Origin of the sequence: Streptomyces sp. NPDC057424 (assembly GCF_042803315.1) — a bacterium.
In the GTDB taxonomy this organism is placed as follows: Bacteria; Actinomycetota; Actinomycetes; order Streptomycetales; family Streptomycetaceae; genus Streptomyces.
Window position 1 is genome coordinate 23,695 of the sequence record NZ_JBHVCP010000047.1, and the last position, 20,309, is coordinate 44,003.

At 71.2% G+C, this 20,309-nt stretch carries 15 protein-coding genes and 2 pseudogenes; 8 read left to right on the forward strand and 9 right to left on the reverse strand.

Annotation, left to right across the window (positions count from 1 at the left end; all coding sequences use genetic code 11):
- Positions 1-49: 49 nt before the first annotated feature.
- A complete protein-coding gene (ligD, locus tag ACFU3E_RS29285; protein WP_384164655.1) occupies positions 50-1,081 on the forward strand; it encodes a non-homologous end-joining DNA ligase in 1,032 nt (343 codons plus the stop codon).
- On the opposite strand, the gene ACFU3E_RS29290 is transcribed toward ligD, so the two are convergent.
- Together ACFU3E_RS29290 and ACFU3E_RS29295 are read right to left on the reverse strand one after the other, a co-directional pair.
- On the reverse strand, positions 1,068-3,212 hold the full coding sequence (locus ACFU3E_RS29290) for an OmpL47-type beta-barrel domain-containing protein (protein ID WP_384164742.1): 2,145 nt from the start codon (positions 3,210-3,212) through the stop codon (positions 1,068-1,070). The two genes, ligD and ACFU3E_RS29290, sit on opposite strands and share 14 nt — an antisense overlap.
- A gap of 44 nt (positions 3,213-3,256) precedes the next feature.
- Positions 3,257-5,737: a ThuA domain-containing protein gene (locus tag ACFU3E_RS29295; protein WP_384164658.1), complete on the reverse strand. Its 2,481-nt coding sequence runs from the start codon at positions 5,735-5,737 to the stop codon at positions 3,257-3,259.
- A gap of 189 nt (positions 5,738-5,926) precedes the next feature.
- On the opposite strand from ACFU3E_RS29295, the gene ACFU3E_RS29300 reads away from it, so the two are divergent.
- Both ACFU3E_RS29300 and ACFU3E_RS29305 read left to right on the forward strand, forming a co-directional pair.
- Entirely contained in the window at positions 5,927-6,904 is a 978-nt protein-coding gene (locus tag ACFU3E_RS29300) for a multicopper oxidase domain-containing protein (RefSeq protein WP_384164661.1), read from the forward strand.
- 92 nt (positions 6,905-6,996) lie between these two features.
- Entirely contained in the window at positions 6,997-8,034 is a 1,038-nt protein-coding gene (locus ACFU3E_RS29305) for a LacI family DNA-binding transcriptional regulator (protein ID WP_384164664.1), read from the forward strand.
- 19 nt (positions 8,035-8,053) lie between these two features.
- Here the strand turns inward: ACFU3E_RS29305 and ACFU3E_RS29310 are convergent, their stop codons facing one another.
- Positions 8,054-8,719: a class F sortase gene (locus ACFU3E_RS29310; protein ID WP_384164667.1), complete on the reverse strand. Its 666-nt coding sequence runs from the start codon at positions 8,717-8,719 to the stop codon at positions 8,054-8,056.
- 5 nt (positions 8,720-8,724) lie between these two features.
- Positions 8,725-9,566: pseudogene (locus ACFU3E_RS29315) on the reverse strand (DUF4397 domain-containing protein).
- A gap of 479 nt (positions 9,567-10,045) precedes the next feature.
- Here ACFU3E_RS29315 and ACFU3E_RS29320 point away from each other — a divergent pair.
- Positions 10,046-10,291 (forward strand): WhiB family transcriptional regulator, encoded by a 246-nt coding sequence (locus ACFU3E_RS29320; protein WP_384164745.1) that lies wholly within the window; start codon positions 10,046-10,048, stop codon positions 10,289-10,291.
- 118 nt (positions 10,292-10,409) lie between these two features.
- On the opposite strand, the gene ACFU3E_RS29325 is transcribed toward ACFU3E_RS29320, so the two are convergent.
- The 4 genes from ACFU3E_RS29325 to ACFU3E_RS29340 form a co-directional block, all read right to left on the reverse strand.
- Complete coding sequence (locus tag ACFU3E_RS29325) at positions 10,410-11,387, reverse strand: acyl-ACP desaturase (RefSeq protein WP_384164673.1); 978 nt, start codon at positions 11,385-11,387, stop codon at positions 10,410-10,412.
- A 191-nt stretch (positions 11,388-11,578) separates the two neighbouring features.
- Positions 11,579-12,355 (reverse strand): dimethylargininase, encoded by a 777-nt coding sequence (gene ddaH / locus ACFU3E_RS29330; RefSeq protein WP_384164676.1) that lies wholly within the window; start codon positions 12,353-12,355, stop codon positions 11,579-11,581.
- Between the two features lie 389 nt (positions 12,356-12,744).
- Positions 12,745-15,021, reverse strand: a complete 2,277-nt coding sequence (locus ACFU3E_RS29335; RefSeq protein ID WP_384164679.1) for an ATP-binding cassette domain-containing protein — start codon at positions 15,019-15,021, stop codon at positions 12,745-12,747.
- A 10-nt stretch (positions 15,022-15,031) separates the two neighbouring features.
- The gene (locus ACFU3E_RS29340) at positions 15,032-16,711 is read right to left on the reverse strand and encodes an ABC-F family ATP-binding cassette domain-containing protein (RefSeq protein WP_384164682.1); all 1,680 of its coding nucleotides are present in this window, start codon (positions 16,709-16,711) and stop codon (positions 15,032-15,034) included.
- A gap of 304 nt (positions 16,712-17,015) precedes the next feature.
- Between ACFU3E_RS29340 and ACFU3E_RS29345 the strand changes: the two genes are divergently transcribed.
- Positions 17,016-17,660 carry a GPP34 family phosphoprotein gene (locus ACFU3E_RS29345; protein ID WP_384164685.1) on the forward strand — a complete coding sequence of 215 codons (645 nt, stop codon included), beginning with the start codon at positions 17,016-17,018 and terminating at the stop codon, positions 17,658-17,660.
- Positions 17,661-17,766: 106 nt separating this feature from the next.
- Positions 17,767-18,009: pseudogene (locus ACFU3E_RS29350) on the forward strand (isocitrate lyase/phosphoenolpyruvate mutase family protein); the annotation flags it as partial.
- Positions 18,010-18,100: 91 nt separating this feature from the next.
- Here ACFU3E_RS29350 and ACFU3E_RS29355 read toward each other — a convergent pair.
- Positions 18,101-18,517 carry an SsgA family sporulation/cell division regulator gene (locus ACFU3E_RS29355; RefSeq protein WP_384164688.1) on the reverse strand — a complete coding sequence of 139 codons (417 nt, stop codon included), beginning with the start codon at positions 18,515-18,517 and terminating at the stop codon, positions 18,101-18,103.
- A gap of 257 nt (positions 18,518-18,774) precedes the next feature.
- On the opposite strand from ACFU3E_RS29355, the gene ACFU3E_RS29360 reads away from it, so the two are divergent.
- Together ACFU3E_RS29360 and ACFU3E_RS29365 are read left to right on the forward strand one after the other, a co-directional pair.
- Positions 18,775-19,869, forward strand: a complete 1,095-nt coding sequence (locus tag ACFU3E_RS29360; RefSeq protein WP_384164691.1) for a WD40/YVTN/BNR-like repeat-containing protein — start codon at positions 18,775-18,777, stop codon at positions 19,867-19,869.
- A 70-nt stretch (positions 19,870-19,939) separates the two neighbouring features.
- Positions 19,940-20,263, forward strand: a complete 324-nt coding sequence (locus ACFU3E_RS29365; protein ID WP_384164695.1) for a plasmid stabilization protein — start codon at positions 19,940-19,942, stop codon at positions 20,261-20,263.
- The last annotated feature ends 46 nt before the right edge of the window (positions 20,264-20,309 follow it).

The following is a 20,309-nucleotide window of genomic DNA, read 5'->3' on the forward strand; positions in this document are numbered from 1 at the left end:
CGTGGCGCCCGATATGCGAGGTGTGCGGGCTGCGCCTACCGTGGCTCGCATGGGTGACGCGGTGGAACTGGAGGTGGGCGGACGGACCGTACGGCTGTCCAGCCCGGACAAGATGTTCTTCCCGGAGCGCGGCTTCACCAAGCTGGACCTCGCCCGCTACTACCTCGCCGTCGGCCCCGGCATCCTGCGCGCCCTGCGCGACCGGCCCACCACCCTGGAGCGCTACCCGGAGGGCATGAACGGCGAGAACTTCTTCCAGAAACGCGCGCCGAAGAACATGCCCGGCTGGATCCCGACCGCGCACATCACCTTCCCCAGCGGCCGCAGCGCCGACGAGATGTGCCCCACCGAGGTCGGTGCCGTGGTGTGGGCCGCCCAGTTCGGCACCCTCACCTTCCACCCCTGGCCGGTACGCCGCGACGACGTCGACCATCCGGACGAACTCCGCATCGACCTCGACCCGCAGCCCGGCACCGACTACGACGACGCCGCCCGCGCCGCCCACGAACTGCGTGCGGTGCTCGACGAGTTCGGCGGACTGCGCGGTTTCCCCAAGACGTCGGGCGGCCGGGGACTGCACGTCTTCGTGCCCATCGAACCGCGCTGGACCTTCACCCAGGTCCGCCGTGCCGCCATCGCCGTCGGCCGGGAGATGGAGCGGCGGATGCCCGAGCAGGTGACCATCAAGTGGTGGAAGGAGGAGCGGGGCGAGCGCATCTTCCTGGACTACAACCAGACGGCACGCGACCGCACGATCGCCTCCGCCTACTCCGTACGCCCTCGCCCGCACGCCCCCGTCTCCGCGCCGCTGCGCTGGGACGAGGTCGGCGTCGCGCACCCCCACGACTTCGACCTCGCGACCATGCCCGCGCGCTTCGCCGAACTCGGCGACGTGCACGCGGACATGGACGAGAAGCGCTACTCCCTCGAAGCCCTGCTGGACCTCGCCCGCCGCGACGAACACGACCACGGGCTCGGGGACCTGCCGTACCCGCCCGAGTATCCGAAGATGCCGGGAGAACCCAGACGGGTACAGCCGAGCAGGGCCCGCAAGGAGAAGGAGCCTCCTACAGCTCCTTGATCCGGACGTCCCGGTACGAGACCACATCCGTCGTGCCGTGCACCTGGAGCCCGATGTAGCCGGAGGCGAACCGCCGCCCGTCCGTGCCCGGGTCGTCCGAGCGGGGCGGGCTGAACTCCTGGCCGCCGGTGTTGTCGAACTCGTTGATCAGCACACCGTTGCGGAGCACCGAGTAGTGCTGGCCCTCCACGCGGATCTCGTAGTCGTTCCAGGTGCCCTTCTGCGTCACGCCGGCGCCGGCCAGACCCACGCGGTCGAAGCCGTAGACCGAGCCGGTCTTGTACATGTCGCCGTCGGGCCGGTCGAGCACCTGCACCTCGTGCCCGTACTTGATGGCGACCCACTCCGGGCGGGACTCCTCCGGGTGCTCGTGGACCCACGGGAAGCGCACGAACACACCGGAGTTGGCGTTGCCCGTGCCCGGGGCGTCGTCACGCCACTGGAGCTTCAGCGAGAAGTCGCCGTACTTGCGCTGCGGGAACCACAGCATGCCCATCCCCGGTGTCGTGGTGCCGGAGGTGATCGTCCCGTCCGGGTTCAGCCCGAACGAACCGCCCCCCACCTGCTGCCACTTGCCGAAGGACTCCGCCGTGCCGTCGAAGAGCGCACGGTAGCCCTCGGTCTGCCCCGGCATGCCGATACCCGACTCGCGGGCCGCCTTCCGGATCGCCCTGGACTCCCGCTGGTCGACGACGCCTTCCTTCAGCAGGTCGTCGAGCACGGACGTCACATGCTTGAGGAACAGCGCCTGGGACGTCCACTCCCTCTCGTCCTCGATCAGCTCACCGATCCGGCAGCGATTGTCGGTGACCCGGTTGCGCACGCCCGAGTCGACCGTGCCGACGATCACCGTCAACCGCTCGTCGTATTCCGGGCAGTCCGGCGCCGGGACCTGCCCGGAGACGACGGTGAAGGTCACCGTGCGCGCCGCGGCGGTGTTGCCCGCCTTGTCCGTCGCCCGGTACGCCACGGTGTGGGCGCCCGCCCGGTCGACCACCACCGGCGCCGAGTACGTCAGATACGGACCGCCGTCCAGCGAGTACTCGATCTTCCCGACGCCCGACCCGTGCTCGTCGGTCGCCGTGACCGTCACCCGGGCGCTGTTGACGTACGCCCCGTTCGCGTTCCTCGTGCCGTCCACGGCCACGCCCGTCACCGGCGGGGAGGTGTCCTGCGGCGGAGCCGCGACCACCGTGAACCGCACGCTCTTCTCCGCCGCCACATTGCCCGCCTTGTCGGTGGCGCGGTAGCGGACGGTGTGCGTGCCCGCCTCGTGCACCATCACGGGCGCGGTGTAGGGCTGCCAGGCGCCGGAACCGACCGCGTACTCGATCGTGTTGACCCCGGTCCCCGTGTCGGAGGCGGAGACCGTGACCGTCGCCATGTCGACGTACGCCCCGGCGGCGTCACGTTCACCGCTCACCGTCGCCGAGGTCTCCGGCGCGGTGGTGTCGTCCGACTGCGGCGCCACGACCGTGAACTCGGCGCTCTTCTCGGCGGAGACGTTCCCCGCCTTGTCGAACGCCCGGTAGCGGACCGTGTGGCTGCCGACCTGGTCGACGACGACCGGCGCGGTGTAGGGCTGCCAGGCACCCGCGTCGCCGACCGCGTACTCGATCCTCTCGACGCCCGAGCCGCCCTCGTCGGTGGCGTGCAGCGCCACGCTCGCCGAGCCGACGTACTCGCCCTGCGTGTTCTGCGTGCCGCTCACGTGCGCCGACGCCTCGGGCGCCGTGGTGTCCTCGCCGGTGCCCTCGGTCACCGTGAGGATGCCCTGCATTCGACCGTGGCCGGGGATCGTGCAGTGGTAGAAGTACCGGCCTGGCGTGAGCGTGACCTGGGCGGTGTGCTTGCCGCCCTGGGCGTCGTTCGGGTTGGCCAGGATGTTGAGCTGCACATCGTCGTTGAACTCGGGATCGCTGGTCACGAACGTCAGCGTGTGCGGCATGCCCGTGGTGTTGCCGGTGGCCGCGCTGTTCTCGAAGACGATCGTGGCCGTCCCGGCGACCGCCGTCTTCGGCGCCGAGAGGTAGGTGTCGATGTCGTTGCCGGCCGTCCAGGTCAGCACCTGCTCGGCTGCCGGTGCCTTCGGCTCGGAGGCCGCGGGCAGCGCCTGCAGCCCGAGCAGCATCAGCAGGGCTGCCAGCAGGGCGGCCCAGATTCCTCGTTGCCGGATCACTCGGTCCCCCTCGCCAGCCGACCGGCGGCCGGGGTCGGCCCGCCGCCCTTGTAGGTGACCCGCCACAGCGCCGACCTGGAGTCCGAGGTGAAGAAGCCGCGCCCGTAGTCGAGGACGTACAGCGCGCCGTCCGGACCGAACTTCCAGTCCATGAGGTTCTTGATGCCGTCGTTGCCGACCGGCACGATCTTCTTCAGCGACTCCGAGTGCACCGGCAGACCACCGTCTCCTTGCGTCTTCGGGTCCATGAGCACCGCGTTGCGCGGCTGGTCGGCGTCGTAGAAGTCACCGACGAACCACTTGCCGTCCCAGTACGACGGCCACTTGACCTCGCTGTCGGCCGCGACCGTGTCGTAGCGGTAGACCGGCCCGTTCATCGCCGCCTGGCCGCCGCCCTTCAGCCAGGGCAGCCGGTACGTGGCCTCCTCCGGCTTGTACGACGGGACACCGTTCGCGTCCCGGGGGTAGTCCGGAGCGCCGCCCTGCGGCGCGTACCAGATGTTGTTGCCGGTGACCGGCGGCAGGTTGACCAGGCCGTCGTTGTTCGGCGACTCGTTCTTCGGGTGGTCGCAGTCGTACCAGCCCAGCGGCTTGGACGGGTCCGGCAGATTGCGGTCCCGGTAGGGCTGCTTGTTGCCCATGCAGTACGGCCAGCCGCGGTTGCCCGCCTCGGTGATGACGGCGAACGTGTCGTACTTGGCCGGACCCCAGGTCGTCGAGGGCGCGCTCGCGTCGGGGCCGACCCAGCCCGCGTAGAGCACATCGGTCGACGTGTCGACGGAGATGCGCGCCGGGTTGCGGACGCCCATCACATAGATCTCGCCCCGGGTCTTGCCGCCGCCCTCGTCGGGCTCCTTCCCGGTGAAGAGATTGCCCTCGGGGAGCGTGTACGTCCCGTCCGGCTCCGGGTGGATGCGCAGGATCTTGCCGTTGAGGTTGTTGGTGTTGCCGGCGGTGCGGCGTGCGTCCGCGAAGGAGACGCCCTTGTAGTTCGGCTCCGGGTTGTTGCCCGAGTAACCGCCGCTGAACCCGCTGGAGTTGTTGTCCCCGGTGGCGATGTACAGGTTGCCCTTGGAGTCCCAGGCCATTCCGCCGCCCGCGTGGCAGCAGCTGTGGATCTGCACCGGCCACTTCAGCAGCACCTTCTCGCTGCCGAGGTCCAGCTTGCCCGTGTCCCGGTCGAGCGTGAACCGGGAGACCCGCCGCTCGGCCATCCGCGTCTCGCGGTTGATCTGCGCGTGCGGCGTGTAGTGCAGATACACCCAGCCGTTCTGCGCGAACCCCGGGTCCAGCTCGATGCCGAGCAGTCCCTCCTCGACCTTGACCAGTTCGTCGCCGCCGCCCTTGTTGCCGAAGACGGTGAGCGCACCGGCCAGGGTGACCTGCTTGGTCTCGGGATCGTAGACGTGGATCTCGCCCTTGCCCTTGCCGATGCCGGGGTTGTTCCAGTCCGTGATCACGGGCTGCGAGGAGTCGGCACCGCCCCGGCCGATGTAGAACACCCGGCCGTCCGGCGCGGTGACCATCCCGTGCGGCTCGCCGATCTGGTCGTTCTGCCCGGGCTGGTTGGGCTTGGTCAGCCGCTCCGCCGCGTAGTGGGCGTTGATGGTCGCCTTGCAGTCGGCCTGCTCCAGGCGCGTCGTCCACATCAGCGCACCGCGCAGATGATCGCGGAAGTCGGTCTCGTCGTAGGACGACACCGTCCCGCCCATGCCCGTGTAGAAGGAGCGTCCGCCGTCGTAGTCCCGGCACCAGCTGACCGGATGGTCCCAGCCGTTGGCACCCGTGCCCGGCTGGTACGTCGACTCGCGCACCCGGGCCACCGTGTGCACGTCGCCCGACGGGTTCTTCACCCAGTTCAGCCACCGGTCCGGGCGCTTCCACTGCACCGGCAGATTCCTGGTGGCCGGATGCCCGCGGTCGCCGACCTCGACGGTCGCCCGCTGCACGGCCGTCGGGCTCGACGTGGCCGGACGGGCACCGACCAGCCCGGTGAACCAGTCCGAGTACGGCTCCGCGCGCGCCGCGTCATGAAGGCCGACGAACCCGCCGCCGGCCTCCATGTAGGCCTCCAGGCCCGCCTCCTGCTCCGCGTCGAGGACATCGCCCCCGCCGGTCAGGAACACGATCGCGTTGAAGCGGCCGAGCCTCGGCTCGTCGGTGAACACCGATGCGTCATCGGTGGCTTGCACCTTGAAGCGGCGGTTCGCCGGACCCGAGAGGCCGATGTCCTCGATGGCCTCGATCCCGGCGTTCACGACCGGTGACTCCTCCCCGGCTGCCGCGGAACCGTGGAAGATCAGCACCCGTACGTTCGCGCCGCCCGGCGGCGACTTGATCGACATCGTTGTCAGCGGGGGTTCGGGGTAGGGGCGCGCGCTCGCGGCGGGGCCCGACAGCAGCCCGGCGGTCACGGCCCCGGCGGCGACGGACGCCGCCCAGACGCGTCTTCTCTTGCTCAACCCTCGTAAGTGCATGGGCACCTCCTCGGCCACGGCAACACCGCCAAGGAAGCTAAACCCCTTTGCGTGCCCCGCCAATACCTATGACCGGGATGGCCCCAACTTTGTCTTGAGTGTGGATAAACGGGAGCGCGGCCGGTACCGTCGCACCGGCTCATCACAGGTACGTCTCCGTAAAAGCCTTACCAGAGTGGGGAGTTCCGCATGGACAGACGCAGCTTCAACCGGCGGGTCCTGCTGGGCGGTGCGGCCGTGGCGACGTCGTTGTCCGTGGCGCCGGAGGCCGTGAGCGCCGCCGGACCGGCGAAGGCGGCGCCCGCCGGGGGCGAGGTGAAGCGCATCAAGATGTACGCCGAGAAGCTGGCCGACGGACAGATGGGCTACGGCCTGGAGAAGGGCAAGGCGAGCATCCCGGGCCCCCTGATCGAACTCGACGAGGGCGACACCCTGCACGTCGAGTTCGAGAACACCATGGACGTGGCGGTGTCCCTGCACGTCCACGGCCTGGACTACGAAATCACCAGCGACGGCACGAAACTGAACCGCAGTCATGTCGAGCCCGGCGGCACCCGCACCTACACCTGGCGCACCCACGCCCCCGGCCGTCGCAAGGACGGCACCTGGCGTTCGGGAAGCGCGGGCTACTGGCACTACCACGACCACGTCGTCGGCACGGAGCACGGGACGCAGGGGCTCCAGAAGGGCCTCTACGGCCCGGTCGTCGTCCGCCGCAAGGGCGACGTCCTGCCGGACCGGACGCACACGGTCGTCTTCAACGACATGCGCATCAACAACAGGCCGCCGCACTCCGGGCCCCACTTCGAGGCCACGGTGGGGGATCGTGTCGAGTTCATCGTGATCACGCACGGCGAGTTCTACCACACCTTCCACCTGCACGGTCACCGCTGGGCGGACAACCGCACCGGCATGCTGACCGGCCCCGACGACCCCAGCCAGGTCATCGACAACAAGATCACGGGCCCGGCCGACTCCTTCGGCTTCCAGGTGATCGCGGGGGAGGGGGTCGGCGCCGGCGCCTGGATGTACCACTGCCACGTCCAGAGCCACTCCGACATGGGGATGGTCGGACTGTTCCTGGTGAAGAAGCCGGACGGGACCATTCCGGGGTACGACCCGCACGAGCACGGGCAGGAGCCGCCGGACGGCGGCCACGAGCACTGACGGGCGGACGCTCGCCCAGGCACGAGAGAGCGCTCTCACCACGCTGCGCCCCGGGCTATCCTGATCCGCAGCCGCAGGTGAGGAGCCCCGAAGTGACCGACACAGCGCCGCGTCCCACCCTGGAGGCCGTGGCCGCCCGGGCCGGGGTCTCGCGGGCCACCGTGTCCCGCGTCGTCAACGGCGGGGACGGAGTGCGGGACATCCTCGTGGAGCGGGTCCGCAAGGCCGTGGACGAGCTCGGGTACGTGCCCAACCAGGCCGCCCGCTCGCTGGTGACCCGGCGGCACGACGCGGTCGCGGTCGTCGTCGCCGAACCGGAGACCCGGGTCTTCGCCGACCCGTTCTTCGCGCTCCAGCTGCGCGGCATCAGCAAGGAGCTCACCGCCCACGACAACCAGCTCGTGCTGCTGCTCACGGAGGGCCGGGACGACCACGCCCGGGTCGGCCGGTACCTCGCCGGCGGGCATGTCGACGGGGCCCTCGTCTTCTCCCTGCACCTCGACGACCCGCTGCCGGAGCTGATCCAGCGGGCCGGTGTCCCCACCGTCTTCGGCGGCCGGCCCGGCTGGAGCGGCGACCGGCGCGCGGTCGTCTACGTCGACAGCGACAACCGCGGCGGTGCCCGTGACGCGGTCCGCCACCTGGCCGGACTCGGCCGCACCCGGATCGCGCACATCACCGGCCCCCTCGACCAGACCTCCGCCGCGGACCGCCTCGACGGCTACCGGGACGTCATGGTGGACGCCGATCCGCGGCTGATCGCCGAGGCCGACTTCACCCCGGCCGGCGGTGAGCGGGCGATGCGCGAACTCCTCGACCGCTGCCCGGACGTGGACGCGGTGTTCGCCGCCAACGACCTCATGGCCTCCGGTGCGCTGCGCGTCCTGCGCGAGTCCGGCCGCCGCGTCCCCGACGACGTGGCCGTGATCGGCTTCGACGACATGCGGCCCGTCGCGGAACAGACCGACCCGCCGCTCACGACGGTCCGTCAGGACATCGAGGAAATGGGCCGCCTGATGGCCCGCCTGCTGCTGCGCGGCCTCGACCGGGACGCCTCGCGGGAGGGCGTGGGGGCGACCCCGTCGAGCGTGGTACTGCCGACGACGCTGGTGCGGCGGGCGTCCGCTTAGAGCCTCATCGGGCGAGCCCTCACCGGCGCTCCCGGGCGGGATCGGCGTACACCAGCAGGTTCCGCTGGTAGCCGCCGCGGGCGCGGTCGTACGGCGGCGCGCAGGTGACCAGGGTCAGCACCGGCCGTCCGTGGCGCCGGAACACCTCGTCGGGGAGGCTGTCCTTGCCGACCACCTCGCGGGCCGTCACCCGGTACTGCACGGGGGGCGCGTCCCTGCGGGCGACGAGGACGTCGTCGCCCTTGCGGACCTCGTACAGCTTGGCGAAGGCACCCAGGGCGCCGGTGCGGTCGTCCACGTGGCCGACGAGGACGGCGGATCCGGCGGAGCCGCCCGGCGCGGGACCGTAGCGGTACCAGCCGGCCCGCCCGGCGTCGCCGGGGACCTCCACCGTGCCGTCGTCCTCGACGCCGACGCCCTGGACCGGGGCTTCCAGAGCCACCCGTGGGACGCGCAGCGCGGTCGGCTCGGGTGCCGGGCCGGGGGCGTTCTCCGCAGCGCCCGGCCCGACACGGCTCGCGGTGGATGACCCAGCCGCACGCTCGTGGGCCCGTGGCCGGTCACCGAAGCCGGACGGCGCCGGTGCTCCGGACGGCCACAGCGCGCAGACCGGCAGCACGGCCAGGGCGGCGGCGATCACGGCGGCTGCCGCGGATCTCCGACCGCCCTGGGGGGAGGGCCACATGACCGTCAGTGGCTCCGGGCGTACCGGCGGCGCGCGGCCAGCAGACCGGCGACCGCGACGGCACCGGCGGTGCCCCAGGCGAGCCAGCCGGTGGCGGACTCGTTGGCGGCGGCCATGGCGCCGCTCTCACCGCCCTTCACCCCGCGCGGCGCCGAGTCCATGCCGCTGATGGTCTGCGTCTTCAGTGCGAGGTTCTTGTCCTCGGCGCTGCCCCATGCGTAGACGATCGTGCCGGTGCCCTCGGTGAGGTCGAGGTCGGCGGGGCCTATGGCCACGGTGTCGGTGTCGGCCAGGACCACATCGGCGCTCACCTTGCCGGCGGGCACCACCAGGGACTTCTCGTTCGGGTTGGTCAGGCCTTCGATGATCGGCTTGCCGCCCGCGCGGACGTCCACGGCGGGTGCCGCGGCCACATGACGGACGGTCAGCCGCGACTGACCGGCCGGGACCTTGGAGGTGTCGTTGACGAACGCGGTGAGGGTGGGGTTGCCCTGCGCGTCGAGGTGTGCGGCGAGCGTGGCGTTCGCCCCGGCCGGGACATCGACGCTCTTCTGGATGGCGGGGTCGCCGTCGGGGCCCTTGCCGTCGGGGAAGACCTCTATGTCGTAGGTGCCCGGATCCAGGGACTGGGGTTCGGTCAGGGTGCCGGGCTTGAAGTCGGGAATCAGTTCCTTCCCGTTGGCGTACACGTCGACGGTGAGGCCAGGGACGCCGTGAAAGACGGAGACGGACGCCTTGCCGCTCCCCTGGGCCCCCCGTCCGCGAAGGCGGGTACGGCCCATGCGAGGGACAGCACGCAGGCACTGGCGGCGGCGGTGGCGGTCTTCCTGCTGAGTGAGGTCGTCATCGACTCTCCCTTCGTGCGGGACCCCGGTCACGGGGGGTCCGGCTTCCGGACGAGCGGCTCTTCGGAGGCACCACGAGACGGTGCTGTCGGAAAGGCGGGCGGCCCGCTTCCCAACACCTCAATCAGAATGGGGTGGCCTGTGAGGGTCCGCGACTTCTGCCACGTTCATCCGTATGCGTGAAGTGATGCCGACTTGCGCGGATCCCGGTCGGCCAAGGCGCGGCGGACGGCGAGGGTTCTGGGACGTGGACCGTGGCCGGAGCCGCCCGGGCCGGGGCGTGCGGGATGTGATTCACCCAAGCGGATGAATTTTCTCGTCGAGGGGCTCATCGTCTTCCCCCGGGCCATTTCTCTTGTCCCGCGCGCCGCCGTGCGCCGGCCCGTGCGGCGGGTCACCATCGAGGCGGGCCGGGGTGCGTGAACGCCGTGTTGATCCGGCGTTGATCGAACGTTTTTCACCGGCGGTGACGCTTCTCGCCATGCACATCCACACGATGACGTCGCCCGAACTCGCCTGGCAGCAGGAAGCGTTGTGCGCGCAGACCGGGGCGGACTTCTTCTTTCCCGAGCCCGGCAGTTCGGTGCGGGAGGCGAAGCGGATCTGCGGTATGTGTCCGATCCGCGCGGCGTGCCTGGAGTACGCCATGGACAAAGACGAGCGCTTCGGTGTCTGGGGCGGTCTGTCGGAGAAGGAGCGGCTGGAGCTGCGGCGGGTGTCGCGGTAGCCGCACGGTGACGGCCTCCAGGCGGGGACGGCCCGGCGGGAACCGGGGGGAGCGCGTGAGGCCCCGGCCGCGCGTGGCGGTCGGGGCTTGGAGGCCGTGGGGGAGGCCCGGGTTCCCGTCAGGCGCCCGCGCGGGCCGCCATGCGGGCCTTGCGGGCGGCCAGCTTCTCGTCGAACTTCGACGCCTCGGAGTCCAGCCCGCCCATGTACAGACCCAGCTCCTCCTGCGCCTTGCGGCCCTCGGGGCCGAGGCCGTCGATCTCCATGATCTTCAGGAAGCGCAGCACGGGCTGGAGCACGTCGTCGTGGTGGATGCGCATGTTGTAGATCTCGCCGATCGCCATCTGCGCGGCGGCCCGCTCGAAGCCGGGCATGCCGTGGCCGGGCATCCGGAAGTTCACGATGACGTCGCGCACCGCCTGCATCGTCAGGTCGGGCGCCAGCTCGAAGGCCGCCTTCAGCAGGTTCCGGTAGAAGACCATGTGGAGGTTCTCGTCCGTGGCGATGCGCGCCAGCATGCGGTCGCAGACCGGGTCCCCGGACTGGTGGCCGGTATTGCGGTGCGAGACGCGGGTCGCGAGCTCCTGGAAGGCCACGTAGGCGACCGAGTGCAGCATCGAGTGCCGGTTGTCCGACTCGAAGCCCTCACTCATGTGGGACATCCGGAACTCCTCCAGCTTGTCCGGGTCCACCGCGCGCGAGGTGAGCAGGTAGTCGCGCATCACGATGCCGTGCCGGCCCTCCTCCGCGGTCCAGCGGTGCACCCAGGTGCCCCAGGCGCCGTCGCGGCCGAACAGCGAGGCGATCTCGTGGTGGTAGCTGGGCAGATTGTCCTCGGTCAGAAGGTTGACGACGAGCGCGATGCGGCCGATCTCGGTGACCTTGGACTGCTCCTTCTCCCAGGCCTCGCCGTCCTCGAAGACGCCGGGGAAGTTACGGCCGTCGCTCCACGGCACGTACTCGTGCGGCATCCAGTCCTTGGCGACGTTCAGATGCCGGTTGAGTTCCTTCTCGACCACTTCCTCCAGCGCGTACAGCAGCTGAGCGTCGGTCCAGGCGCCGGCCGGGCTGCCGAGGTGGGGAGTGGTGATCGTCATGGACTCTCCAGGGGGACAAGCGTACGAGCAATGTGCGGTAAACCTACGGCATCGTAGGCTACGTATCCGTAGGTTACGATGCCGTAGGTCAAGGGTGCTGTAAAGGTCACTGATCAGCGGGGTCGCTCGTACGCGTGTCAGCTCCCCGGACCCCGCAGGTCGAGGGAGCGGACGGGGGTGGGCGCGTCCGGTCAGACGTACAGCTCCCGCAGCCGTACCGAGAGGCACGTCACACATCCCTCGAGCTTCTCGAACTCGCTGATGTCCACGACGACCGGTTCGTACCCGAGGTCGGCGAACAGCTCCGCGGTCTTCGGCGCGCTCGCCGCCATCAGCAGCTTGTCGCCGCCGAGCAGGACGACATGTGACCCGGACTCCTCCGGGACCGGCAGGAAGCGCGCGAACAGCGACGGCGTGTCCATCTTCGGGATGTGCCCGATGACCGTACCGTCCGGCAGCGCCGTGACCGCCGACTTCAGGTGCAGCACCTTGCTCACCGGTACGGCGACGACCCGCGCGCCGAGCGGCTCGAGCGCGGCGCGCAGCTGCTGGACGCCGGCGGCGTTGGTGCGCCCGCCCCGTCCCACGTAGACGGTGTCGCCGATCTTCAGGACGTCTCCGCCCTCCAGCGTGCCCGGCTCCCAGATCCAGTTCACCGAGCAGCCCAGACCGGCCACGGCCTCCTCGATGCCTGCGGTCTCGTCCCGCCGGGACTCGGCGCCCGGGCGGGCGATCAAGGCCACGTTCTTGTACATCACGACCGTGTCCTCGACGAACACCGAGTCCGGGCAGTCGTCGGCCGGGTCCACCTCGATGGTCTCCCAGCCGTGCGTGCGCAGGGCCTCCACGTACGCCTCCCACTGCTCGGCAGCGAGGTCGGCGTCGACCTCCTCCCGTTCGATGTGCGTCACCAGCCCTTCGGCGAGACGCGGGCCGGGGCGGCGGACGAGGGCCTTCTTGCTGGGCACGAGCATGACTCCGTATCGGATGGGACGTGTCGGGACCGCACCGACAGAGTCTCCGGGATCGACCGGAACCCATCGGGCGTCGGCCGACCATCATGCAGGGCGAACGGGGGAGACGACAGCCCTGGGGAGGGACCAGGGGATGAAGGGGATGGAGAGGGCTGAGGGGATGGAGGTGCTGGGATGCCCGGGGTGCCTTGACGGACGGGAGCCCACGTAATGCGCGGTCGGCTGCCGGGGCGACGCCTCCACCGGCAGCCGGGGGCGCCGGTCGGCCGCCGGACCACCGGGACGCATGCGCGCGGGCACCCCGGGGCGCACAGGTCCGGCGGCGAGCCACGCCTTGAGGTTCGGCGAGTGGATCGCGCTTCGACGTCGGCACACCCCCCGGCTCACGGTCGTTGCCGCGCCGCCCGCCGCAGATGTTCGCCGGTGAACGAACCCTGCACCGCCAGGAGTTGCCGGGGCGTCCCCTCGAAGACGACCTCGCCTCCGTCCCGGCCGCCGTCCGGGCCGAGGTCGATCACCCAGTCGGCCCGGGCGACCACGTCGAGGTTGTGCTCCACGACGACGACCGTGTTGCCCGCGTCGACCAGCCGGTCCAGCAGGGCGACGAGGATCTCCACGTCCGCCATGTGTAGGCCGGTCGTCGGTTCGTCGAGCACGTAGACCACGCCCGTCCGGTGCAGCCGTGTGGCCAGCTTGATGCGCTGCCGCTCGCCCCCGGAGAGCGTGGAGAGGGGCTGGCCGAGCGTCAGGTAGGTCAGCCCGACGTCGCGCAGGGCGTGCAGCCGGCGCCGTACGCCCTTGTCCTCGAAGAAGCCGAGAGCCTGCTCGGCCGTCATCTCCAGGACGTCCGCGACGGAACGGCCCCGCACGGTCAGCCGCAGCACGTCCTCCTTGAAGCGCCGCCCCTCGCAGTCGTGGCAGGTCGTCGTCACCGGGTCCATGAAGGCGAGGTCGGCGTAGATGATGCCCCGGCCCTCGCAGGTGCCGCAGGCCCCGCTGGAGTTGAAGCTGAAGTACCCCGGTTCGGCTCCCGTCTCGCGGGCGAAGATCTTCCGCACGGTGTCCATGATCCCGAGGTAGGTCGCCGGGGTGGAGCGGCCCGAGATGCCGATCGACGACTGGTCGACGACCACGGCCTCGGCGTGCGCTGCCGTGAACTCCCCGGCCAGGGTGCTCTTCCCGGACCCGGCGACCCCGGTCACAGCCGTGAGCACACCGGCCGGGAACCGTACGGTCACGTCCCGCAGGTTGTGCCGGTCGGCGCCCTTGACCCACAGCTCGCCGGTGGGTTCCCGCACCTCGTCCTTGACCGCCGTACGGGTGCGCAGGCAGTGCCCGGTGAGCGTGCCGGACACGGCCAGTTCCCGCGGCGTCCCCTCGAACACCACCGTGCCGCCCCCGGCACCCGCGCCCGGCCCCATGTCGACGACGTGGTCGGCCAGCGCGATGACGTCCGGGTCGTGCTCGACCACCAGCACGGTGTTTCCCTTGTCGCGCAGCCGCAGCAGCAGGTCGCCGAGGCGGCCCACGTCCCGCGGGTGCAGGCCGACGCTCGGCTCGTCGAAGATGTACGTCATGCCGGTCAGGCTGGAGCCGAGGTGCCGCACCGTCTTCAGCCGCTGCCCCTCCCCGCCGCTGAGCGTGGCCGTCTCCCGGTCGAGGCTGAGGTAGCCGAGGCCGATCGCCTCGATGCGCTCCAGCGCGGCCACGGCGGCCCGCGCGATCGGTCCGGCCACCGGATCGCCGATCTCCTTCAGTACGGTGATCAGGTCCGTCACCTGCATGCGGGTGCAGTCGGCGATCGACCGGCCGTTGATCCGGGTCGCGAGCGCCGCCGCGTTCAGACGCGCTCCACGGCAGTCCGGGCAGGGGCCCTCCACCAGGAACGCGCGGACCAGGTCCCGGGTCTTCTGGCTCATGGCAGACAGGTCCCGCTTCAGGTACAGCCGCTCGAAGCGGACGGCCAGCCCCTCGTACTCGGTGGTCCAGGTGCCGCCGCTGCCGTTGACGGTGACCTTGCTGCCGGGCCGGCCGCGCATCAGGAACTCCCGCTCGGCGGCCGTGAACCGCCCCACCGGCTTGTGCGGGTCCAGGTCGGCGCTGTTCGTGTACGTCTGCCCCTGCCAGGTCCCGGCGGCGAAGGGCGGGAAGCGGATCGCCCCGTCCGTGAGGGAGCGGCCCGGGTCGAGGATGCGGTCCCAGTCGGGCCGTACCGTCCGGCCGAGGCCGTCGCACTCGGGGCACATCCCCGACGGGTCGTTGAACGAGTACGCCGTCGCCGGTCCGGCGCTCGGGGTGCCGTGCCGGGAGAACAGCACCCTGATCACCGAATAGACGTCGGTCATGGTGCCGACGGTCGACCGGGAGTGGCCGCCGACCTGCCGCTGGTCGACCACGATCGCGGGGGTGAGGTGCTCCAGGCCGTCCGCGTGCGGCCGCTCGAACTTGGGCAGCCGGTTGCGGACGAACCACGGATACGTCTCGTTCAGCTGGCGCTGCGACTCCACCGCGATCGTGTCGAAGACGACGGACGACTTCCCCGATCCCGAAACACCGGTGAACACCGTCAGCCGGCCCTTCGGGATGCGCAGGGTGACGTCCTTGAGGTTGTTCTCGCGTGCTCCGGTCAGGGTGATGGCATCGTGCGCGAAGTCGGTCATGCCCCCGACGCTAGGAGGAAAACCCGACAGCTTCTGGCGTGATTTCCTTCAGTTCTCCTTCCTCCAGCAGCAGCCAGCGCGTGATGCCGACCGACTCCAGGAACGGCAGGTCATGGCTGGCCACGATCAGCGCGCCCTCGTACGACTCCAGGGCCGAGGTGAGCTGCCGGACGCTCGCCATGTCGAGGTTGTTGGTCGGCTCGTCCAGCATGAGCAGCTGCGGTGCGGGCTCGGCCAGCATCAGTGCCGCCAGCGCGGCCCGGAAGCGTTCGCCGCCGGACAGCGTCGCCGCCTTCTGGTCGGCCCGGGCGCCCCGGAACAGGAAGCGCGCCAGCCGCGCCCGGACCCGGTTGTTGGTGGCGTCCGGAGCGAACCGCGCCACGTTCTCGGCGACGGAAAGCTCCCCGTCGAGGACGTCGAGCCGCTGCGGCAGGAACCGCAGCGGGACGTGCGCCCGCACCTCGCCCGACTCCGGGGTGAGCTCGCCGGTGATCGTGCGCAGCAACGTGGTCTTGCCCGCGCCGTTGCGCCCGATCAGCGCGACCCGCTCGGGCCCGCGCAGGTCGAAGCAGCCCTTCACCCGGGCACCGTACCGGAGCCCGAGATCCTGGAGGGTGAGGACGGTACGCCCCGGCGGCACGGCCGTGTACGGCAGTTCGACGCGGATCTCGTCGTCGTCCCGTACGGCCTCCACCGCCTCGTCGAGGCGCTCCCTGGCCTCGGCCAGCTTCTCCTCGTGCATGATGCGGTGCTTGCCCGCGGACTCCTGTGCCGCGCGCTTGCGCGCACCCATGACGATCTTCGGCTCGCGCTTCTGGTCCCACATCTTCTGCCCGTACCGCTTGCGGCGGGCCAGTTTGACCTGGGCGTCGGCCAGTTCGCGCTTCTGCTTGCGGAAGTCGGACTCGGCGACGCGCACCATGCGCTCGGCCGCCTCCTGCTCGATCTCCAGGGCCTCCTCGTAGGCGGAGTAGTTGCCGCCGTACCAGGTGATCTCGCCCACCCGTCTCCCACCACCACCCTCGACCGAGGCGCTACGCGCCGCAGGATTCACTCGGCGCAGGTCGGCGATCTGGTCGACGAGGTCCAGCAGTTCACGGTCGTGGCTCACGACGATCATCACGCCCGGCCAGGACTGGACGGCCGTGTACAGCCGCCTGCGGGCGTACAGGTCGAGATTGTTGGTCGGCTCGTCCAGCAGCAGCACGTCGGGGCGGCGCAGCAGCAGTGCGGCCAGGCGCAGCAGGACCGACTCGCCGCCGGACACCTCACCGACGGTGCGGTCCAACTCGACGTGCCCGAGCCCGAGTTCTCCGAGGGTGGCGAGGGCGCGCTCCTCCACGTCCCAGTCGTCGCCCACGGTCTCGAAGTGCGTCTCGGAGACGTCGCCCGCCTCGATGGCGTGCAGGGCGGCGCGCTGTCCGGCGATACCGAGGGCCTCGTCGATGCGCAGGGTGGTGTCGAGCGTGACGTTCTGCGGGAGATAGCCGACCTCGCCGGCCATGCGGACGGTACCGTCGGCCGGTGCGAGTTCACCGGCGATCAGCTTCAACAGGGTTGATTTTCCCGAGCCGTTGACGCCGACCAGGCCGGTCCGGCCCGGGCCGAACGCCACGTCCAGGCCCTCGAAGACGGGACTGCCGTCGGGCCAGGAGAACGACAGGGACGTGACGGTGATGGAAGCAGACATGGGGCCTCGCGGTTGCTTGAAGCGGTCAGGGGCAAACGCGTGTCGAGACACCTGCGACCAGGGGGGAGAGGCTCCATGGGCACGTCACGGACGTGAGGAAAGCCCTGCACCGGGAGAACGGCTCGAACGCCGAGGTCGCACGCAGCGCACACACCAGTGGGTGTGACGCGGTGTCTCAGGACCTCAGACGAGCAACGTCCTTCTCCAATCGGCGGCAACAGGACGCTGTACACCGTAGGAGGGCCCTGTGGGCCTGTCAACGGATTAACGTGGAACGTGATCTTCCTGCCCTCAGGAGGCCCCTGTGCCGTACGGCCCGCTCTCGCTGCCGGCCCGGCTCTGCCTGCTGGCCTGGGACGCCGCGCGGCCGGCGGCCGGCGGCACCGCCCACCGGCCCGGCCCGGTCCGGGCCGGTGCCCTCGTCGAGCTGGCCCGGCGCGGCCTGCTCATCGACGAGGGCGGCATCGTCACGCCGGCCGACCCGGATACGGCCACGGGTGACGCGGTCCTCGACGGCCTGCTCGAACTCGTCCGCGAGTCGTGCCCGCACCCGTGGCGTACGTGGGTGACGCTGCGGGCACGGGTGACCTTCGACGCGGTGCGGGAGCAACTGGTGGCCGAGGGGTATCTGCGGGCGGAGAAGAGACGGGTCCTCGGTGTGTTCCCGTCCGTGGAGTACGCGCTGGAGCGGGTGGCCGTAGGGGAGGCGCTGCGGGAGGAGACCCGGCGGATCCTCCGCGGGCCGCTGCCGGTCACGGAGGTGTCCGAGCGGGACGCGGCGGTGGCCGTCCTCGCCGCCGCGGCGGGTCTCTGCGGCGAAAGCACGCCTGGACAGCGCGCCGGGCAACTGGCCGGGCGGGCCGCAGCGGCGACGCCCGGGCTGGGGGGCGTCCTGCGCGAGGTGAGCACGGCGGTGACCGCGGGGGCCGCGGTGGCGACCTCGCCCTGACGCCCGCCGGGCGTGCCGCGCCGCCGACGACGCGGCCTCGCTCGGCCGGGGCCCCGCCGGCGGCAGTGTGCCGTCGCCTCCACCGCCGTCCGTACCGGCTCCACCGGTGCCGGTACGGCCTCGCACGGCCGGTCTCCTCCGCGCTGCCGGCGCCGACGGGATCTTCGTCCCCGGGATGGTCGACCCGGGGACCGTGAAGGAACTCGTGGGCGGCGTCGACGGGCCGCTGAGCGTCATGGCCGGCCCCGGCGCGCCCCCGGTCGCCGAACTGGCCGCCCTGGGCGTCGCCCGCGTCAGCGTCGGCTCGGGCATCGCCCAGGCCGCCCACGCCCTGGTCCGCCGGGCAGCCCGGGAGCTGCTGGACCGGGGAACCTACGGGTCACCGGCGGACGCGCTCGGCCACGACGAGGTCGATGCGCTCCTGGAGCGGGCCCGTTGGCTCAGCACGCGTCCCGCATCAGCTCGGCGAGACCGTGGTCCAGGTCCAGCTGGAGGTGTTCCAGACCGACGGGCACGAGTTCGCTCGTGGCATCGAGGAACCGGCGGATCTCGCTCGAGCGGACATGGACCACGGCGGTGCCCTCGGGGGCGTGGAACTCCAGGACCGTGCGGTCGTAGCCGTAGGGCCGCACGCGCACGTCGCCGTGCCCCTCGGCGTTCTGCTGGCCCGCGGCGAGCAGCTCGCGGGAGAAGGTCCAGCACACCTCGACACCCTCCAGCGTGGCCGGAGCGGGGAAGGACATGCGGACGGCGAAAGGATCACGCCGGTCGTAGTGCAGCGTCGCGGGAATGCTCGGCATACGCGGCGCGGCGGCGACGAGGCGGGCCTCCACGGGCTGCTCGATGACGATGGACAACGCCTTGCTCCCTTGTGGCGGCTGGACGGACACTTCCGGGCGGATGAGGCCGGGCATGGGAAGAGACGACGGAATCAGCCAATCCGTGCACACGAATGGCGAGTGACCTCTGTCACCGCGTTCATGCACCAGAGTGACGTGACTCTCCTCGTGTGACTCCAAGGGCACTTGTGGCGCCCGCCGCACCACGTGGAGCACCCGTGATGCCATCTGGACGGCACCCGGGGGGTGGGCTAGCTTCCCCCGCCATGAGGCGCATGGGGAGCACGCGACGGACGGGACGAACACGCAGCAGGGCGACCGCGATGGCGGCCTGCGCGGCGGCACTGGCAGCCCTGACCGCCGTACCGGCACAGGCGCACGAGCCGGAGCGCCGGGTGCCGCACTGGGAACTCAAGGACACCGGCACCCCGGAGGCACGGTTCCGGGGCCTGGCCGCCGTCAGCCGGAACACCGCCTGGGTCGCCGGGACCGGCGGCACCGTCCTGCGCACCACCGACGGCGGGGCGGCCTGGCGCAACGTCTCGCCGCCGGGCGCGGGGGAGTTGCAGTTCCGGGACGTCGAGGCCTTCGACGCGCGCCGGGCCGTGGTCCTGGCCATCGGTGAGGGCGAGGCGTCCCGGGTCTACCGCACCGACGACAGCGGGGCGACCTGGACCGAGTCCTTCCGCAACACCGACCACAAGGCCTTCTACGACTGCCTCGCCTTCTTCGACGACCGCCACGGCCTCGCGATGAGTGATCCGGTGGACGGCAGGTTCCGCATCCTGGCGACCGGCGACGGCGGGCGTACCTGGAGGGTGCTGCCGGACCGGGGCATGCCGGCCGCGCAGGAAGGCGAGGCCGGATTCGCGGCGAGCGGCCAGTGCCTGGTGACGTCCGGCCCGAAGGACGTATGGCTCGCCACCGGCGGGGCGGCACGCGCGCGTGTGCTGCACTCCGCCGACCGGGGACGCACCTGGACGGCCACCGACACGCCCCTCCCGGCGGGCGACCCGGCCCGCGGCGTCTTCGCGCTCGCCTTCCGCGACCGCGCCCACGGCCTCGCCGTCGGCGGCGACTTCCGCCCGGACCAGCCCGCACCGCGGGCGGCCGCACACACCTCCGACGGCGGCCGCACCTGGCGCCCCACCTCCACCCCGCCCCCCGCCTACCGCTCCGGCGTCGCCTGGCTCCCGCACAGCCGCACCGCCGCCCTGGCCGTCGGCCCCACCGGCACCGACCTCACCACGGACGCCGGCCGGACCTGGCGGACCGTCGGCACGGGCTCCTACGACACCGTCGACTGCACCCCGGACCACGGATGCTGGGCCGCCGGCGAGAAGGGCCGGGTTGCCCGTCTGGAGCACTGAGCATGCGGCATACCCTGATCGTCGGCAGTGTGGGTACTCGTTCACTGATCGTGAAAGGAAGTGAGCGGGAATGCCACGCGGTTCGAGCTCCAAGCGGGAGCGTCAGTACGAGCACATCAAGGAGAGCGCGAAGGACCGGGGCGAGAGCACCGGCCGCGCCAAGGAGATCGCCGCGCGGACGGTGAACAAGGAACGCGCCCGCTCCGGCGAGTCGAAGACCGCCAGCCGCACCTCCACCCAGGACATGTCCTCCGGCAGGCGGGGCGGTCAGCGGTCCGGGCAGGGCTCCCAGGGGCCCACCTATGACCAGCTGTACCAGGAGGCGAGGCGCAAGGGCGTCGAGGGCCGTTCCAGCATGAACAAGAGCCAGTTGCAGCGCGCACTGGGCAAGTGAGGCACACGCCTCCCGAGGCCGGCCGGACTCCCTGGTCCCGCCGGCC

Bases quoted from the DNA above. Each gene is read 5' to 3' on its own strand.
- ligD (WP_384164655.1), top strand. From the start codon at position 50: ATGGGTGACGCGGTGGAACTGGAGGTGGGCGGACGGACCGTACGGCTG.
- ACFU3E_RS29290 (WP_384164742.1), bottom strand. From the start codon at position 3,212: ATGCTGCTCGGGCTGCAGGCGCTGCCCGCGGCCTCCGAGCCGAAGGCA.
- ACFU3E_RS29295 (WP_384164658.1), bottom strand. From the start codon at position 5,737: ATGCACTTACGAGGGTTGAGCAAGAGAAGACGCGTCTGGGCGGCGTCC.
- ACFU3E_RS29300 (WP_384164661.1), top strand. From the start codon at position 5,927: ATGGACAGACGCAGCTTCAACCGGCGGGTCCTGCTGGGCGGTGCGGCC.
- ACFU3E_RS29310 (WP_384164667.1), bottom strand. From the start codon at position 8,719: ATGTGGCCCTCCCCCCAGGGCGGTCGGAGATCCGCGGCAGCCGCCGTG.
- ACFU3E_RS29320 (WP_384164745.1), top strand. From the start codon at position 10,046: ATGCACATCCACACGATGACGTCGCCCGAACTCGCCTGGCAGCAGGAA.
- ACFU3E_RS29325 (WP_384164673.1), bottom strand. From the start codon at position 11,387: ATGACGATCACCACTCCCCACCTCGGCAGCCCGGCCGGCGCCTGGACC.
- ACFU3E_RS29335 (WP_384164679.1), bottom strand. From the start codon at position 15,021: ATGACCGACTTCGCGCACGATGCCATCACCCTGACCGGAGCACGCGAG.
- ACFU3E_RS29340 (WP_384164682.1), bottom strand. From the start codon at position 16,711: ATGTCTGCTTCCATCACCGTCACGTCCCTGTCGTTCTCCTGGCCCGAC.
- ACFU3E_RS29360 (WP_384164691.1), top strand. From the start codon at position 18,775: ATGGGGAGCACGCGACGGACGGGACGAACACGCAGCAGGGCGACCGCG.
- ACFU3E_RS29365 (WP_384164695.1), top strand. From the start codon at position 19,940: ATGCCACGCGGTTCGAGCTCCAAGCGGGAGCGTCAGTACGAGCACATC.